This window comes from Clostridium estertheticum, from assembly GCF_018861295.1.
In the GTDB taxonomy this organism is placed as follows: domain Bacteria; phylum Bacillota; class Clostridia; order Clostridiales; family Clostridiaceae; genus Clostridium_AD; species Clostridium_AD estertheticum_D.
On the sequence record NZ_JAHLDM010000042.1, the window covers coordinates 1 to 18,580 of the forward strand.

Here is an 18,580-nt window from a genome sequence, read left to right on the forward strand (position 1 = left end):
ATTACTTTTACTAAAGTAATTGACTGGTTAAAATAAAATATTATTTCATTTCTTTACCTATTTCTCTGTTTAATTTTCAAAGACCAATTTGCTTTGTCATCATGTGACGACTTCTACTATAATACTAGGTTTTTCTTGTTTTGTCAACTACTTCTTTATAATAAATTTATAATTAAAATCTAATAAATTGTAATTAACAGTTAGTTTAGTGTGCCACTTCTATGTGACGACAAGGAGTATTCTATCATACATATATAAAGTCACTTTTAACATAAGTAGATTCTAATAAGATTAACTCTATATTTCTACATATAGGTCTAAATAATTCAATATACCGCATTCGGATACGCATGGTAAAATGATTTAAATATTTGTAATATTTGAAATATATTATAACTAATCTAAATTATATGCCAATGGTCAACAAAAAGGTTGCAATGAATTATCATTGCAACCTTTTTGCTAATCTAAATTATAATTAAAAATTATTTTTCGTGTTGTATTGGCTCTGTACTAAAACTAGCTTCTTTTAGATTCACAACCTTAGTTTTATACTTCACCTTATATCCTATCCATAAAGCTAAGAATAAAGGTAATCCAATATAAGATGCAATAACATTTTTCCAATCTATTGAATTAGCTGTAAAATAAGTTACGCCTTGTCCTAATATAACAATAACACATAATATTAGTGCAAGAATTGGTCCAAACGGGAAAAATTTTGCTTTATATTTTAATAAATTCATATCTTTTTTTTGTGCTACAAATGCTTTACGAAAGCGATAGTGACATACTGCAATTCCTACCCATGCTATAAATCCAGCGAGTCCCGAAGCTGCAACTAACCACATGTATACTGTTTCTTGCGCATATAAACCTACTAAAAAAGATGCAGATGCTACTAATGTAGTAAGTAATAATGCATTTATAGGAACGCCGCGAGAATTTACTTTAGAAAGAGCCTTTGGTGCCCTTCCTTCCCTTGCCATTGCATATAACATACGGCTAGCCGCATACATTCCAGAGTTACCACATGAAAGCACCGATGTTAAAACCACAGCATTCATTATACTTGCAGCTCCAGCAATACCTGCTCTTTCAAATATAGTGGTAAAAGAGCTTGTTGTAACTCCAGCCTGTGTAAAAGGTATCAATGCACTGATAATAAATATTGCCCCTAAATAGAATATTATAATTCTCCAAAATACACTATTAATTGCTTTAGGTACATTTTTCTCTGGATCTTCACTTTCTCCAGCAGCAATACCAACAAGTTCTGTTCCCTGAAAAGAGAACCCAGCAATTAAGAAAACCATTAATATACCTTTAAATCCAAATGGGAATGGTCCTTTAAGACCACTTTTAGGATCTAAAAACGTAAAATTTGAAAGCCCAATATGATGTCCCCCAATTATTCCAAAAATCATTGCGACACCGACTGCCAAAAACACTAAAACTGCTACAACTTTGATACCTGCAAACCAAAATTCTGATTCTCCATAAGCCTTAGCAGAAAGCATATTTAACCCGAATAATAATACTAGGAAAGAAATACTCCAAACAAGTGCCGGCACCCCTGGAAACCAGTATTTCATAATCATAGCTCCTGCGACCATTTCAACCGCAACAGTAATTGCCCAGTTATACCAATAATTCCAACCTAATGCAAATCCTAATGCTGGATCAACGAATCTTGATGCATATGTTTCAAACGAACCAGTAACCGGCATAAATGTAGCCATCTCACCAAGCCCTGTCATTAAAAAATATACCATTATTCCTATAACGGTGTATGCTACTAACGCTCCACCAGGACCTGCTTCACTTACTGTTCCGCCTGAAGCCAAAAACAGTCCTGTTCCTATTGCTCCACCAATAGCAATCATGTTAAGGTGACGAGACTTTAATCCTCTTTTTAATTCATTTGTCTTTACTTCACTCATTATAACCTCCCTTAATTTATTGCTATCTAATCCTTAAATATTATTCAAAGAAGTAACAAACTTCGCTACTTTAATCATTCCAAAGCTAACATCATTCAATATATTTTACACCATTACTATAGCTATTAGCAATAAATAAAATCCATATTAAGATATTTTATTAGAATTCCAGTATTTTATTTACATATATAAGACTTAAATGATTTCAACATTAACCTCACTTTATACCCGTTATTTTGATAATTTTATTATTCTCTTTAAGACTATTGATTTTTCATCAAATATGGTATAACGTAAAGAATCATAATCAAACAAAATTTAGGGGTGCACAATATGTTTTTAATACCAAGTCCAAAACATTTAGATATAAAAGAAGGTACATTGCAGCTTAAAAGAGATACAGAGATAGTCTTAGATTATCTCTGTAGTTTTGATGACCTAAATGCTGCTATTTTATTACAAGATGAAATTAAACAGCAATTAGGCTTCAATTTATTAATAAATAAATCTTTTGACTGTAATAGCAATAAAGTTATAATTACATTTAAAAAAACATCAGGTCCAAAAGAAGCTTACAGCTTAACTATTGATGGTAACCGCATCGAAATATGTGGTGCTACTTCCATAGGCATATTTTATGGAGTACAGACATTAAGACAAATTATAAGACAAAACGGGGCTTTACTCCCAAAACTTAAAATTGATGATGAACCCTACTTTTCTAATCGTGGATTCTATCATGATGTTACAAGGGGCAAAGTACCAACACTTAAAATGCTTATGGAGCTAGTTGATAGGGCGTCTTTTTATAAAATAAATCAGTTGCAACTATATATAGAGCACACTTTTGCATTTAAGGGCATGAGTGAAATTTGGATGGACAAAGATCCACTAACATCTGAAGAAATTTTAATACTAGACCAGTATTGTAACAAAAGACATGTTGAGCTAATTCCTTCATTATCTACATTCGGTCACATGTACGAAGTGCTTAGATCAAAATCTTTCAATGAATTTTGTGAACTAGAAAACAGCGAAGGAGGCGAGTATTCCTTTGAGCATAGAATGAATTCACACACACTTGATACAACTAACGAAGGTAGCATAAAGCTTGTTGAAAAAATGCTAATGCAGTATATCCCTCTATTTAGTTCAAACACATTCAATATATGTTGTGATGAAACTTTTGAATTAGGTAAGGGAAAAAGCAAGGCCCGTGCTGATGAGGTTGGAGTTGGAATGTTATACGTTGAATTTTTGAACAAAGTAATAGATATAGTAAAGAAAAAAGGCAAGCGCGTTATGTTTTGGGGGGATGTGATTTTACATCATCCAGAACTTTTAAGTAATATAAGTAAGGATGCCATTTGTCTTAATTGGGATTACAATGAAAATGCCAAAGAAGATGGAACAAAGGCAATAACTGAATCAGGTATGGAACAATACGTATGCCCAGGTGTATGGGGTTGGAATCAACTAGTGAATAAAGTTGATAAAGGTTTTGAAAATATAAAAAGAATGGTAGCCTATGGTGTAAAATATGGTGCAACTGGCGTTCTAAATACTGACTGGGGTGACTTTGGTCATATAAATTTTTTAAGCACCTCAATTCCTGGCATGGCTTACGCAGCCTCTTTATCATGGAATCCAGAAGGAGAAAAAGACTTTGAAAATGTATATAAAGCCATATCTATAATAGAGTATGGCGATGACTCACTTAAGCTTGTTTCACTACTTAATCAATTATCAAAGAATCAAGTTGTGGGATGGTATGAACTAGTTGAATGGAAAGAACATTTTAAGAATGATTTAGATATTAAAAAGAGTTTGCGCGATCTTCATTGGGAAAAAATTTTAGATGGGTATAACCTAGCTTGCGAAATAGAAAATAAGTTCACTATATTATCTAATAAGGTACGCATAAACACATTTGATCTGCAAGAATTTATTGTCTCAGCAAGAGCAATTCAGTTAGTAGATAGCTTTTTCTTAAACTTACTAAAGAATGAATATGCTATGAATGAAATAAATACAGTATTCACGCCAAGAGATCTCGCTGAAAATCTTGAAGTGTGGTTCTATGATTTTACAAAAATATGGAGAACACGCAATAAAGAAAGTGAATTATATAGAATTAGAGATATTATATCCTACACTTGTAAATATTTAAGAGGTATACGCCTTCTTGCTTGTTAACAAATTCCATTTTCAATGTAGAATAATAAATAATTTTATTGTTTTTTTATCCTAACTAAGAATAAATTATTTTAAAATGGGCATATTTGAAATGAAAAGAACTTTATAAAAAAAATTTATGCACCCATAATAAATTAATTATTTTAGTAGGAGGATAACAATGAAACAGATATTTATAAGGATTAAAAAAGGCGATAATTTTTACAATAAAGATATGATGGACTCAACTTGCGTCGAAAGAATGGATTGGTATAACACATTAAGCAAAGGACAAATAATGAGTGTATTAGAGGAATTTGTAACTAATAACATAACAAAAGAAAATAATTTTCATTAATCTATAAATATAAAGCTGACACCGTAAAAATGATGTCAGCTTTTATATGTCATTTTTAATTTACAACATTAATTGGTTTTCCCTTTATAAATGATTCTATATTACCCGCCATGAGTTCAATCAATCTTTGCCTAGATTCAAAACGTCTCCACCCTATATGTGGAGTTAAAATTACATTTTCCATATCAAACAAGGGATTATTAATTTCTGGTGGCTCCGGGTCCTGAACATCTAGCGCAGCTCCGGCAATATCGCCATTTTGCAGAGATTTTATTAAATCAGTTTCTTTTATTATTGCTCCCCTTGATGTGTTTATTATAAAAGCGGAAGGCTTCATTAACTTAAGCCTATCCTTATTAATAAGGTGTAATGTCTCTTTTGTTAAAGGGCAGTTAATCGATACAAAATCACTCTGTTTGAGCAATTCTTCAAGTGAAGTAAAGTGTACATTTGGGTTCTCCCATGATTGCTCTGATCGACTATATATAATAATATTCATCCCTATTGATAAGGCAATTTTTATAACCTCACGTCCAATAGCACCATATCCACCGATGACTCCAAGTGTTTTGTTTTGAAGTTCAAAATGAGGCAACTGTAAATGTTTATTAAAATTATCGAAGTTTTTTTCTTTGATCATAATCTGTTGTTGTATTAATGAAGAACTAAAATTTAATATGTAGGTAATTACTAGATTTGCAACTGCTTGCGTGCTATAGCTTGGAACATTACAAACTGTAATACCTCTTTTTCTTGCAGCAATAATATCAATATTGTTATAGCCTGTCCCAGCTTCGCATATAAGTTTAACTGAGGACGGGAACTCTGATATTAATTTGCCACTCAAAGGTAATTCCTTAGTAATTATAATAGTTTGACCTTTAACTCTCTCTAAAATTTTTTCATTTATATTTTCATCATATTTTGTGAAAGTGCTTAGTTTAGTTATCGACGAAAAGTCTAGTTTCTTGTCAAAGTTAAGTTTTGCTGAATTTAGAAATACTGTGTTTATCATATATATCCCTCCTAGAGTATAAATTTTTATAACTAATACTACTACTGTTCGCTTGAAAAATAAAGTATTTATACAAAATGAACTATTTAAAATAGGATTTTCAAAGAAAATCCTATACATGCCTTCTCAGATGTTTTAATGCACTTTTTTCTATCATAACTACTTGCTCTTTTGATATGCCTACATCACTCGCTGCTTCCATTTGAGTTTTTCCATTAACAAACCTTAAGTTTACAATTAATTTTTCCCTAGCGTTTAATTTTTTCATTGATTCTCTAATTGATATGTTCTTTAGAACACTATCCTCTAAATTTTTGTTGTCTTGTTTTTTATCCAGTTCGTAAATTTCATCCACGTCCTGATAATAAATTGGTTCAATTAACGATGTAGGATCTTGAATAGTATCTAAAGCTAATACTATGTCCTCACTAGTTAATTCAAGTTCTTTGGCTATTTTAGATATAGTAGGCTCTTTATTGTCTTGTCTTACTAATCTGTCTCTAACTTGTAAAACCTTATATGCAATATCTTTTAAATATTTACTTACTCTTATTGGGTTATTATCTTTTAAGTACCTTCTTATTTCCTCGATTATCATTGAAACTGCATAAGTCGAGAACCTATCCTCTCGACTTATATCGTAGTTATCAATGCACTTCATTAAACCTATACAGCCTACATGAAATAATTTTTCTACCTTTTCACCGCTGTCGTTAAAATGCTTTATAACACTAAACACTAATTTAAGATTTCCTTCAATAAATTTTTCTCTACATTCATACTCTCCATTTTGTATCCTAAATAGTAACTCTTGTATTTGTTTTTCTTCCAATACCTGTAATTTAAAAGTATTTACCCCACATATTTCTACTTTATCTAACATCATAAGGCTATCATTCCCTTCAGAGTATTTGTTTTTAAATTATGTCCTTATGATGCATTTATTATACTAAAGACAAGCTATAATATTTTGTAACTATCATGTCATATAAAAATAGAAATCTTGCAGTACTAACCACAGCATATATATAATAACAAAAAAAAGAAAGCCATATAAATATCAGCTAAAAAGAAGTGATATTTATATGACGTTTTTAATTAGATGTCAGTTATAATTTACATTTAGTCTTATATTTTCGAGTCCTTTATAACTTCCTTGAGTACCTTCGAAGATTCAAAGAGTTCTGTCTTCTCTTCCTCATTAAGTTTAACCTCTAATATTTTTTTTACTCCCCCTCTACCTACAACTGTTGGCACTCCCATATAAATGTCATCAATTCCATATTCACCTTTTAATAGAGATGATACCGTAAGAATAGAATTCTCATTACTTAATATTGCTTCAACTATCCTTTTAATAGCTAGAGCAACAGCATAATAAGTTGCACCCTTCTTTTGGATAATAGTATAAGCCGCTTCCTTTACTTCCTTATATATATTATACTTAAGCTCTCCATCACATTTATTAGGACATGTAGAACAGAACTCATCAACATTCATACCTGCAATACTAGTTATACTCCATGCTGCAATTTCTGAATCCCCATGTTCACCCATTATGTAGGTATGAATATTTCTTGCATCAATTTCAAAATGCTTACTAAGTAAGTATTTAAATCTTGATGTGTCAAGAACAGTACCAGAACCAATTACCCTATTACTTGGAAAGCCTGATAACTTATAAGTTATATAAGTCAATATATCAACAGGGTTTGACACTACTAATAATATAGAATTTGGGCTAAATTTTACAACTTCCGGGACTATACTTTTAAATATTTTTAAATTTTTAGAAATACAATCAAGCCTTGTTTCACCTGGCTTTTGACCAACCCCCGCTGTAATAATTACTATATCCGAATCCTTTGTATCCGAGTACTCTCCAGAAGTTATCTCTATTGGCCTTACGAATGAAACACCATGCGATAAATCCATTGCCTCTCCCTCAGCTTTATTCTTATTTATATCTACAATTACAATTTCAGTTGCAAGTCCTCCATTCATTAGAGCAAATGCAGTAGTTGACCCTACAAATCCAGCTCCAATAATGGATATTTTATTTCCTTTTGTTCTCATAAAAAGACTTCCTTTCTTTATTAACATTATATACTAATTAATAATTAATATCAACTAGATTTGTTTATTAATAAATTAAAATTATAGTTTTCTTTAAAAATAATATCCTCACAACCATATATACGTATATTATATTCATCTAGTATTTCCTTTAAAGGGTCATTAAATACATTCCCTGCAATGTTAATGTTTTTTATATTATATAATAATAATGGTGTTTTATAAATATTGTTGTTCGAAACATAATCAAATTCATTATCTTTTATAACTATATTATTACTTATCATTTTATTAGGATTATATATCTCTAGCCCACCAAATAATTGTGAGTTTTGAATTGTTATATTAGTGCAATTCTGAACTATATAAACTTCACCGCTCTCATCAAAATGACAACCATCAATTATAATTTTATAACAACCAATATTTTCTGAGGACACATTACATATTAAATGTACCTTTCTACCTTCTGCATTATACCCAAACTCTCTTTCTATGACATTTATTGCTAAGCAATTAATCATCCTAGCATTAAATATAGTACTATCCTTTATTGCACTAAGCCTAAATGAATGTTTTTTACTATTTCTTGATATACAACTATCCAATATTACATTATCAATTATTAAATTTTTATTATCAATGGAAGATGAAACAATAGCATAAGCTGTTTGTGGTGCATTGGTAACTATAATATTTTGAAGAATTATATTTTTAGCATTACATGCTCCTACCCCATTTATATAGGTAGAACTAGAAATTTTCTCTACGCAATAGATACTTAAATCTCTAATAACAATGCTTTGCGCAGGAATTATCTTACCTACATACTTTCCAAGTAATGGATAGCTTAAATTAGGTGTTAACCCGTATACACTTAATACAGCTCCAAAAACACCCTTAAAATCTTTAGTTCTCTTAATTATTGAGTTGTTACCATCAACAATTAAATTTTTACCGTATAACACAATCTCTTTATTACATAGATATACTTTTTCATTTTCAAACTTTAATCTATCTATATTATTATCAAAACAATATTTTATTGCACTTTGAATAGCTAATGTATCATCTATTACTCCATTTCCTATAGCTCCAAATTCATAAACATTTAATTCTATCAATTTACCACCTCTAGAGATAATTAGTTGTTGTATCCTTTATAGTATAAAAAATTTAAATTAACTATTTAGTACTCCCTATGCTCTTCATAATAATTAATGCTGTATCCTCTATAGCTCTTTTAGTAACATCGATAGTTAAACACCTTGTCTTTTTCATTATTTTTTCAGCAAAATCTAATTCATCGAGTATTCTTGCGTCATTAGAATATTGAAAACTAGAATTAAGTCCACTAAATTTATCCATTCTATGTTTTCTAATTTCAATAAGCTCAAAAGGATTTATTGTAAGCCCTATGATCTTTCTTCCTGGAATATTATACAATTCTTCTGGAACAGGAACTTCAGGCACTAAAGGTATATTTATAGCCTTTACTCCCTTATTAGCTAAATACATACATAATGGGGTTTTTGAAGTTCTTGAGACACCAATGAGAACTACGTCCGCAAGCTTTATTCCATTATAATCACGACTATCATCAAACTGAATAGCAAATTCCATAGCTTCTATTCTTTTATAATATTCCTTATCCATATTCCATATTGCCCCGGGAATATATTCTGGCTGTTTGTTTAATAACTTAGATGCAAGACCTATAACTGGCCCTAAAATATTTGATATAAATACCCCTTTTTCTACACATCTTTGGACTAGGAATTCCTTCACATCTACCATAATAATAGTTGAAATAATCATTGCTTTCGAATTATCTTCTATTTTACTGATAAATTTATTAACATCTTCAGCTGTTTTAATATATGGTACTCTTTTTATTATAATATTACCTGGAAACTGACTTTCTACTGATTTCGCTACAAGTTCTGCTGTTTCTCCTATAGAATCCGATACCGCATATATTGTTAACACCTTAACATCATCTACCTTCCTAATTTAGGTATTCATCTTATACTATTATTATGATAATTATATTAAATTATCCTTTTTTAATAGATCATATAATGTTGGTTTTAAATTAAATGAAGTCATTAAATCATTAACTTCGGACAAAGCCTTTTCTTTTATCTCAATTGGTATATTAGCTTTTATTGCTCTAATTAATATATTTTTGGGAGACTGGTCTATATCTATAAATTCTAAAAGTTGTGTTTTGTATCCAGAGTACTCAAGAAGATTCGCACGCACAGCATCTGTCATAAGTGCTGAAATTCTTTCCTTTACTATTCCATACTTTGTTAGTATAGCTAATGATTCCGTTTTAATTTGACTATTAAATTCATGTTGGCAGCAAGGAACAGAAAATATCATTTCACTATTCCACTTTATTGCATTGTACAAAGCATAATCAGTGGCAGTATCACATGCATGTAATGTAATTACCATATCAACCTTATTTTCATATTTAAAGCCATTTATATCTCCTAACTCAAACCTCAAATTTTCATAATTATATCTTTTTGCTATCTCGTTGCATTTTCCGATTACATCCTCTTTAAGATCAAGTCCTATCATTTTCACATTAATTTTCTTAATTTCAACAAAGTAATAATATAATACAAATGTTAAATATGACTTCCCGCATCCAAAATCTATTATAGTAAGTTCCTTATAATCGTTATTTTTAATTTCGTCATCAATAACTTCAACAAACCTATTTATTTGCTTATATTTATCATATTTTGAATTAACAACCTTGCCTTCTTTTGTGAAAATACCTAAATCTATAAGGGGCTCGATTATCATACCCTCTTTAAGAATATACTTTTTTTCTTTATTATGGCCCTTACTTGTAAGCTTTTCATTATCACTCCTTTTGTGTCCCAAATGAACCTTACCTTTTTTAGATATCTTCAAATCAAAGGTTGTAGTACCAGCCCAAGCATCAAGTTGTTTATATTTTCCTTGTACATATTCCAAAAGCTTTTCATCTAAAATATCAACATTAATATTTTCATGAAAAACCTGTTTATCAGTCGTTTTTTCTATTTGGTAATATTGTTTTTCATCATCTTCCTTCAATACAAATGTTATTTTATTATATTCTACGTCCTTATTAATTTTATTGCTAATAACTACCTTTATAATATCTTGTTTAACTATTTCATCAATTGCTTTCTTTAATTCTTCCATCTTAAGCACTCCTAGTAATTTATTTTAACTAACTCTCCATCTAATAACATTATTATATACCAAGTTAATTAATACTAACACTTTAAATACCCTATTTATATTAAATAAAATTAAGGTACAGCTTCTAATAAAAACTGTACCTTAATTTTGCAATAAACATTTACTCAGTGATTTCTTTTTTATTCATTACAGCCTTGTTCTTTTTTAATTCTACGATCCATACTTTAACGCTTTCAACTAATATTATTGCAAGCATAATAACTAATATAGTTGACATAACCGCAAGTACTATTTTGTTTTGCGGAATATAATTATTGAATATATTTTCTATAGCTGCTGTAAATGTAGTAACCGCTATAAATATCAGTGGCAAAACTGTAATCAGCATATACTTTTGTTTACCATTTTTAATTAAAAATGTAGTACCAATTGCAAATGCTATTGCTGCAAGTGTCTGGTTTGCAACACCAAATAATGGCCAAATAGTTGATACATTTCCTGTATAAAGAAGATATCCCCATGAAAATGACATTAGAGCACTAAATAATATTATATTGCCCCAAGAATTCTTTTTAGCAAATGGTTTATATACCGAAGCTGCTAAATCTTGTAATAAGTATCTTCCAATTCTAGTTCCAGCATCTATTGTTGTTAATATAAATAATGCCTCGAACATAATGCAGAAATGATACCAATAAGCCATTAATTTAGTTAATCCTGGAATTTTATAAAATACATATGACATACCTACTGCAAGTGATACCGATCCACCTGGTCTTCCTGCTAACTGCTCTCCAACCATTCCTGAGAGCATTGGAAGTTCCTTTGGTATCATGTTAAGTTTATCAAATACTGCTGGTAGTGAATTTATTGCAAAATAATCTGCTGTTGGAAGTACTGAAGCTGCAATTAAAGCCATTAAAGCTATAAAAGCTTCTATTAGCATACACCCATAACCTATTGGAAGTATATCTTTCTCATTTTTTATAAGCTTTGGCGTAGTTCCTGAACTAATTAGTGCATGAAATCCCGATAGAGCACCGCAAGCTATTGTTATAAAGAGGAATGGGAATACTTTTCCTGGAATAATTGGACCACCACCATGAACATATTGAGTTATTGCTGGCATTTGGAGTACTGGTCTTACTATAATTATTCCGAGTGCAAGTGCACCTATAACTCCAAGTTTCATATAAGTACTTAAATAATCCCTTGGTAACAATAAAAGCCAAACCGGAAGTGCCGCCGCAAAGAAACCGTATACAGCAAGTATAATAGACATTTGTTTAGCATCAAAAGTTAAAAATTGTCCAATTGCTGTATGTTGAATAAATGGTCCTCCAATAACCCCTACCATAATAAGAGCCATTCCAATTACAGTAGCCTCTGCTATTTTTCCCGGCCTTATATATTTCATATAAATCCCTATAAACATAGCTACTGGTATTGTGAACCCAACTGTAAATGTACCCCATGGGCTGTTAAATAATGAATTAACAACGGGTATTCCAAGACCTGCCATTGTTATTATAAGTATAAATAAAACAGCAATAGATGTAACCAAACCCATTTTCTTACCAAAGTAGATTTTAGCAAGCTGAGCTATTGATTGACCATCATGTCTAACAGATGCAAATAGTACCACCATATCATGAACACCACCACCAACTACTGCGCCGATCAATATCCATAGAGTTCCTGGTAAGTATCCAAACTGTGCTGCAAGAACTGGTCCAATAAGTGGCCCTGCGCCTGCAATAGCCGCAAAATGATGTCCTAGTAACACCCATTTATTGGTTGGTATAAAATCTCTGCCATCGTTATGTACCTCTGATGGCACTTTATTTTTTTCATTCAGAACCAAAACCTTAGCGGCTATAAAAGCACCATAGGTTCTGTAAGCAATAATAAGAACAAGAGCGGCAACGATTACTAATACAATAGAATTCATAACACTTACTCCTCTCAAAATATATTTATAAGTCAAATAATAATGTAACTATATTATATTGCTACACTTATTCACCGTAAATATATTTGCGGTGAAGTGTAATATTTAATGGTCTAAGTGTACAATAGTTGCTTTGAATAGTATTCATAAAATCGTTATCATTTAATTTGTATTTTATTTTTTTTCAGCTATAATTTAATTATAAGATAAAATAAGGATGTGAATTTATATGTTATATTTACAACTAATGGAGGGAATGTCACTTGTTGCTCTAACCGCATATATATTCAGCCATTCGAACACATTCAAGAAATTAATTAAAAATAGTATAAATTTAAGGGATAAAATAATTATGATAATTTCCTTTACTATATTATCAATACTTGGAACCTATATTGGTGTTGATATTCAGCCTCACGCTATTGCAAATACTAGGCCTATTGGAGCTATTGTAGCAGGAATGATGGGCGGACCTATTGTTGGAATTATAGTTGGTGCCATTGCAGGATTCCATCGTTATACCTTAGGTGGCTTTACATCCGTTGCATGTGGAATTGCAACTATTATTGAAGGACTTACAGGTGGACTTATTAGACTATATTTAAAGGATAAAAATTTTAGCATTAAGACAGCATTTATTGGTGGATCTATTGCTGAAACATTTCAGATGTTATTAATACTATTAATAGCAAAACCTTTTTATCAAAGTCTCGCCTTAGAAAAAGTAATAGCATTGCCTATGATATTAGTAAATTCTCTTGGTGTTGCGATCTTTTTGGACATAATAAACAGAATAAAAATCGAAAATGCAAGAACCGGAGCAATACAAGCACAAAGAGTACTTGCGATTTCTAAACAGACTCTATTTTACATGAGATTAGGCTTAAGTAAAAACACCGCAGATAAAATAGTAAAAATAATATATAAAATTGGTATTGTGCAAGGTGTATTTATAGCTGATAAAAAGACACTTCTCTCTTACTGTGGAGAGTCTTTATCCGAAATTTTGTTATCGCACAATTTAAGTTCTGTATTTTCGCAAAATAGCTCTAAAGTTATTAAATTTAAGGATAAATTTAAAGATGAAGTGTTTTACTGTGTTCCACTAGTGATAAATGAAAATAAATTTGAAGGTATACTAGGATTAAAAGTAAAAAGTGAAAAGGATTTAGACTCTTATTTTATTGAATTCTGCCAGGAACTAGGAAGCCTACTTTCCATGCAAATTGAACTTTACACGTTAAATAAATTAGCAGAAGGGGTTCAAGCAGCTGAGCTTAGATCACTAAGAGCTCAAATACATCCACATTTTTTCTTTAATGCTTTAAATACTATATCCTGCTTTTGTAGAACAGATCCAATGAAAGCAAAAGATTTAATTCTAGACTTATCAAACTATTTTAGGAAAACTCTAAAAAGGGATGATGATTTTGTAACATTAAATGAAGAAATTGAATTAATTAAGTCATACCTTCACATAGAACAAGCAAGGTTCGGACCGAGACTTAAGGTGTATTTTAACATCCCTATGGAAATATTAAATTTTAAAATACCTGTATTTTTACTTCAGCCCCTAGTAGAAAACTCAATAAAACATGGAATTCATGGTAAAAAAGATGGGGGCTCTGTTTTTATAAATGCTGAAGATACATCTGACGATATTATCTTTGAAGTAACCGATACTGGTGTCGGAATGAATCCCCAAAAGTATAAAGAAGTAATAACAAAATGGCCTGGTATTGGTCTTAAAAATGTAAACGATAGACTTATACTTTTGTATGGCCCACAGTATGGAGTAGATATTAAAAGTGTTTACAATGAAGGAACAAGAATAAAAATAATAATACCAAAGGGGTGATGAAAATGGGTAAAATAAAATGCATTATTGTTGAGGATGAAATGCCCTCAGCATCGGAGCTTGAATACCTTCTTTCCCAGTATAACTTTATTGAGGTTATCGGCATTGCGTATGATAATATTGAGGCAATAGATCTAATAAATGATGTTACCTTTGACGTTGCATTCTTGGACATAAATATTCCCCTTGGCAATGGAATGGAACTTGCAAGGCATATAAAAGATGACAATAAAGCAATAGACATTGTATTTGTGACTGCCTACAACATGCATGCCATAGAAGCTTTTGAAATACAGGCATTTGATTATATACTCAAACCCTTTGATGAAGATCGCATCGCAACAACTATTAATCATTTAAAAGAAAAATATATAGCTAATAAACAAGATCAAAATGATGTTGTCAATATAATTAGTGAACTAATTAATAACTTAAATAAAGTTGATATAAATTTAAAAAAGATTCCTTGCGTAGAAAATGGCATTATTAAACTAATAGATGTTAACACTATATATTATTGTTATACAGAAGATGAAAGAACCTATGTTAAGACATATGATAAAAGCTACTTTACAAATTATACCCTTTGCAAAATTGAGGCCAGAACTAATTTTTTCAGAGTCCACAGAAGTTATCTTGTTAATATAGATAAAATCAATGAATTGTACTCATGGTTTCACGGGACTTATAAACTAGTTATTAATGATCTAAAAAAAACTGAAGTCCCTGTAAGTAGAAGCAATGTTCACAAACTAAAGCACCTACTTGGTATATAGAAAAATTTAATTTATAAATTTTTCTATTCCTACTGCTATTCCATCATGTGAAACATCACACGTTACCTTTTTAGCGTGACTTTTAACCTTTTCACTCGCATTTCCCATAGCAATACCACATCCAACTGACTCTAACATTTCTATATCATTTATGCCATCCCCAAATGCATAACTATTTTCTACAGGGATATCTAAATGATTGAGTACTCTCATTATTCCAGACGCTTTTGTTTCCCTACTAGAATAAACTTCGAAAATATTACTTGATATATTATGGTTACAATCAAATTCATCCCCTTGTAATGATAAACAATACTTTTCGGCTTCTTTGCTTTTGCATAACATCTCCATTTTATAAATATTAATATCACTAATATTGTACTCACTCTTTATATACTTCCTTGATATATTAAAATTATCATAATATTCATATAAATCTTCACATTCACTCTTCATATATGAATATTTTTCACCTTCCAATATATACTCAATATTAAATTTCTCAAAATTATTTATTATTGTTTTTACAACATCTTTCTTAATTTCCTGTTTGTAAATTAATTCTTCTCTAGCTACTACTTGTGCACCATTAGTAAAAACAAAACCGTCAAACCCAAATTTTAATAATTCTTCACTTATAAACGCATATGGTCTACCAGTTGCAATAAAGATATAATTACCATCAGCTTGTAATTTTCTAATAGATTTTTCAACTTCCTTCGTGATTTGTGTAATGCCTCTTGTACAATCAATTAATGTACCATCTATATCAAAAAATATTGCTTTTTTCATGTTTTAATCTCCTCTTTAGTTCTTATTTAGTAAAAAATTTTATGTTCTATCTATATGATAAAACAACAGTTACAACTTGTCCAACATTTAGGCTAAAACAAGTCATGGGATATCCATGACTTATTTTTTATATTACTTTTATATAAATATAGGTGACCAATTAACATTATTGTTTTATCTATTTATTTGTGTTTTCAAATAACATATCTCCGTGTATTCGTCCCCCTCAAGTTGCCTTATGTATTCATATTCTTTTATATACATAAATCTAATCTTTATTTCCTTTTTGTCTAAAATTTGATTCTCCTCATTGTGAATATCTCTTGTAATTTTTTCTGCCTCAATTAACCTATCATTCCCATTATTAATTCTAAGCTTATATATACTTATATCGCTCTTATCCCAATATTCTAAGTGCATCGCTTGCAATATTACACTTCCACAGTTCGAGCATTTTATGTATAGTTGTTGTCTAACTTTTTCAATAGTTACTTTGTTATTATCACAATTTTTACATACTATAGTTCTAAACATATATAATCACCTCCACTATTTTTATGTTATAAATCAAAGATTTATAACATAAAAATAGCACCCATTTCTGAATGCCTTTAATTCTTTTATATCATTTTCATACTATCATTTTTATTAATTCGTCATATTGTTCTCTAGTTAACGATATAATTGTACCTCGGACTTTTATACCATTCGAAAACTTATCTTTAAGAATATCATTTTGCCTTACTTCTTCAATACTTATAGGAAACTGAATATCTTTAGTTTTTATTACATCTATTACCTGTACTCCATCTTTATTTAAATGCCTTTCTCCCGTTATTTTACCGAGCGCCACAAGTTCTCTTTGTTTTCCTGAATTATATCCAATAACTAAATCTCCAACCTTTACCTTTGAAAAATATTTTCTAGTCCCTCCTTGTTCATTTTTTGAATTCCATTCTTCCATCTGACCAATTCCTAAGCTTTTTGTCCAGCTCCAAGGATTTTTATCATCATGAGGGTTCGCATTTATCCACCAATAATTCATATTAACAACTCCTAATTATTTTTAATGTGTAATAATTACTTTTTTATTGACTATTAAAATCACTTTTTGCCATTTGTATAGTAGGTAAAATAAGCTCCAAGGATATACCCCAGAGCATCATTAACTTCTCTTTAATTTCAAAGTATTTTCATCTTGTTCACCCTGCTAAGCTGCTTGCTCGATTCATTATACCATAATTTGGAAATAATTGTAGTTGTTATTTTACTTTATAGCGTATTATATGAAATTTTTAACATTTTCATTGTTTTTCATCTTATACATACCTATTAGAAAAAATGCTAGTGCAAAGGCTACAAGTATTCCAAGTAGTGGAGTAATAGCTACAAACTTTTTTCCGTTTTGTAGCTGCCTAATGGCCTCTAATGCCCATGTTTGTGGTAAAAAGTTGGCTATTTGCTGCATATTAGGCATCAGATCAATTGGCCAAAAACACCCGGATAACATACAAGTTGGAATTATTATTAAGGTAGCCATAGTCCCTGCTTGTTTTGTCGTGGTTGAAAAAGCAACTACTAAAATTCCTAACGTTACGCAAACAAGTCCAAACAAAACGAGTATAATAAGTAGCTGCAAATCAGGTACCCCAGTAGTTAATTTTAGAATGTATTTTGATGCAAATATTACTAAAACCGATTGTGCTACCATTATACACATATTCGCAAGTATATTTGCCCCAATATATATTCTGCTACTAACTGGAGTCGTAAATATTCTAAAATAAGTTTTCTCTTTCTTATCCTTTAAAATAAGACCTGAAGTTGTAGTCGCTCCTTGAAGCATTAACATTATTAAAAAACCTATACTCTGAACGGTCTTTAATTTATCTCTAGATTCATCCTTAACTATATTTTTATGCACTGCAAGGGTCTGAACCTTAAAACCTTCATAAAGTTTATTAAAGGTTGATTTATCCTTACCCGAAGCCTTTCCAATCATTATTATGCTTTTAACATAATAATTCACGTAGTTTTGAACCCAAGCGGTAGCATCCTCGCCTTTAATTGAAGTTATTTGTATTTTTCCCATTGTTCCATTTGAAACATCCTCGTCAAAGTTTGAAGGTATTGTAATTACACAATCAACTTTACCTTCTGCAACAAAGTTATTTATGTCACTTTCATTAATTTCTTGAATTTTAAATTTGTCCTGCATATTTAGAGCAGCAATAAAATCTTTAGATATTACTCCATTTTGTGCTTTATTATTTATTCCAACTTTTATCTTTGGATCCATTGATGAATAAGCGGACATAACAAAAATAACAATTATAACTGGAAGAATTAAGTAGACTATAATACTAGACTTTTTTCTAAACGTAATCTTTAATGTATTAAATGTCAGTAAAAATAAATTTCTCAAA

At 30.3% G+C, this 18,580-nt stretch carries 16 protein-coding genes; 4 read left to right on the top strand and 12 right to left on the bottom strand.

The genetic code is table 11. From position 1 onward, the window contains the following. Window positions 1–485: 485 nt before the first annotated feature. Entirely contained in the window at window positions 486–1,943 is a 1,458-nt protein-coding gene (locus tag KPL54_RS24350) for an amino acid permease (protein WP_216109091.1), read from the bottom strand. Window positions 1,944–2,276: 333 nt separating this feature from the next. Between KPL54_RS24350 and KPL54_RS24355 the strand changes: the two genes are divergently transcribed. Together KPL54_RS24355 and KPL54_RS24360 are read left to right on the top strand one after the other, a co-directional pair. Further along, entirely contained in the window at window positions 2,277–4,139 is a 1,863-nt protein-coding gene (locus KPL54_RS24355) for a glycoside hydrolase family 20 zincin-like fold domain-containing protein (RefSeq protein ID WP_216109092.1), read from the top strand. A 160-nt stretch (window positions 4,140–4,299) separates the two neighbouring features. Then, window positions 4,300–4,476 (top strand): hypothetical protein, encoded by a 177-nt coding sequence (locus KPL54_RS24360; protein WP_216109093.1) that lies wholly within the window; start codon window positions 4,300–4,302, stop codon window positions 4,474–4,476. Window positions 4,477–4,531: 55 nt separating this feature from the next. Here KPL54_RS24360 and KPL54_RS24365 read toward each other — a convergent pair whose 3' ends face one another. The 7 genes from KPL54_RS24365 to KPL54_RS24395 form a co-directional block, all read right to left on the bottom strand. Beyond that, window positions 4,532–5,491, bottom strand: coding sequence for a 2-hydroxyacid dehydrogenase (locus KPL54_RS24365; protein WP_216109094.1), 960 nt, complete (start codon window positions 5,489–5,491; stop codon window positions 4,532–4,534). A 112-nt stretch (window positions 5,492–5,603) separates the two neighbouring features. Beyond that, window positions 5,604–6,377, bottom strand: coding sequence for a sigma-70 family RNA polymerase sigma factor (locus KPL54_RS24370; protein ID WP_216109095.1), 774 nt, complete (start codon window positions 6,375–6,377; stop codon window positions 5,604–5,606). A gap of 242 nt (window positions 6,378–6,619) precedes the next feature. Next, window positions 6,620–7,567, bottom strand: a complete 948-nt coding sequence (locus KPL54_RS24375; RefSeq protein WP_216109096.1) for an L-lactate dehydrogenase — start codon at window positions 7,565–7,567, stop codon at window positions 6,620–6,622. A gap of 50 nt (window positions 7,568–7,617) precedes the next feature. Beyond that, a complete protein-coding gene (locus tag KPL54_RS24380; RefSeq protein ID WP_216109097.1) occupies window positions 7,618–8,691 on the bottom strand; it encodes a glycoside hydrolase family 55 protein in 1,074 nt (357 codons plus the stop codon). Window positions 8,692–8,752: 61 nt separating this feature from the next. After that, window positions 8,753–9,556 carry a pyruvate, water dikinase regulatory protein gene (locus KPL54_RS24385; protein ID WP_216109098.1) on the bottom strand — a complete coding sequence of 268 codons (804 nt, stop codon included), beginning with the start codon at window positions 9,554–9,556 and terminating at the stop codon, window positions 8,753–8,755. A 57-nt stretch (window positions 9,557–9,613) separates the two neighbouring features. Continuing rightward, window positions 9,614–10,777, bottom strand: a complete 1,164-nt coding sequence (locus tag KPL54_RS24390) for a class I SAM-dependent methyltransferase (RefSeq protein WP_216109099.1) — start codon at window positions 10,775–10,777, stop codon at window positions 9,614–9,616. Between the two features lie 160 nt (window positions 10,778–10,937). Then, the gene (locus KPL54_RS24395; protein ID WP_216109100.1) at window positions 10,938–12,728 is read right to left on the bottom strand and encodes a carbon starvation CstA family protein; all 1,791 of its coding nucleotides are present in this window, start codon (window positions 12,726–12,728) and stop codon (window positions 10,938–10,940) included. A 229-nt stretch (window positions 12,729–12,957) separates the two neighbouring features. Here KPL54_RS24395 and KPL54_RS24400 point away from each other — a divergent pair, with 229 nt between their 5' ends. Together KPL54_RS24400 and KPL54_RS24405 are read left to right on the top strand one after the other, a co-directional pair. Next, window positions 12,958–14,586 carry a LytS/YhcK type 5TM receptor domain-containing protein gene (locus KPL54_RS24400; RefSeq protein ID WP_216109101.1) on the top strand — a complete coding sequence of 543 codons (1,629 nt, stop codon included), beginning with the start codon at window positions 12,958–12,960 and terminating at the stop codon, window positions 14,584–14,586. Window positions 14,587–14,591: 5 nt separating this feature from the next. Continuing rightward, window positions 14,592–15,362 (top strand): LytR/AlgR family response regulator transcription factor, encoded by a 771-nt coding sequence (locus tag KPL54_RS24405; RefSeq protein ID WP_216109102.1) that lies wholly within the window; start codon window positions 14,592–14,594, stop codon window positions 15,360–15,362. Window positions 15,363–15,368: 6 nt separating this feature from the next. Here KPL54_RS24405 and KPL54_RS24410 read toward each other — a convergent pair whose 3' ends face one another. The 4 genes from KPL54_RS24410 to KPL54_RS24425 form a co-directional block, all read right to left on the bottom strand. Continuing rightward, a complete protein-coding gene (locus KPL54_RS24410) occupies window positions 15,369–16,154 on the bottom strand; it encodes a Cof-type HAD-IIB family hydrolase (RefSeq protein WP_216109103.1) in 786 nt (261 codons plus the stop codon). 174 nt (window positions 16,155–16,328) lie between these two features. Next, window positions 16,329–16,688 carry a hypothetical protein gene (locus tag KPL54_RS24415; protein ID WP_216109104.1) on the bottom strand — a complete coding sequence of 120 codons (360 nt, stop codon included), beginning with the start codon at window positions 16,686–16,688 and terminating at the stop codon, window positions 16,329–16,331. Window positions 16,689–16,785: 97 nt separating this feature from the next. Continuing rightward, the gene (locus tag KPL54_RS24420) at window positions 16,786–17,199 is read right to left on the bottom strand and encodes an EVE domain-containing protein (RefSeq protein ID WP_216109105.1); all 414 of its coding nucleotides are present in this window, start codon (window positions 17,197–17,199) and stop codon (window positions 16,786–16,788) included. 237 nt (window positions 17,200–17,436) lie between these two features. Then, window positions 17,437–18,579, bottom strand: a complete 1,143-nt coding sequence (locus KPL54_RS24425) for an ABC transporter permease (RefSeq protein ID WP_216109106.1) — start codon at window positions 18,577–18,579, stop codon at window positions 17,437–17,439. Between the last annotated feature and the right edge of the window lies 1 nt (window position 18,580).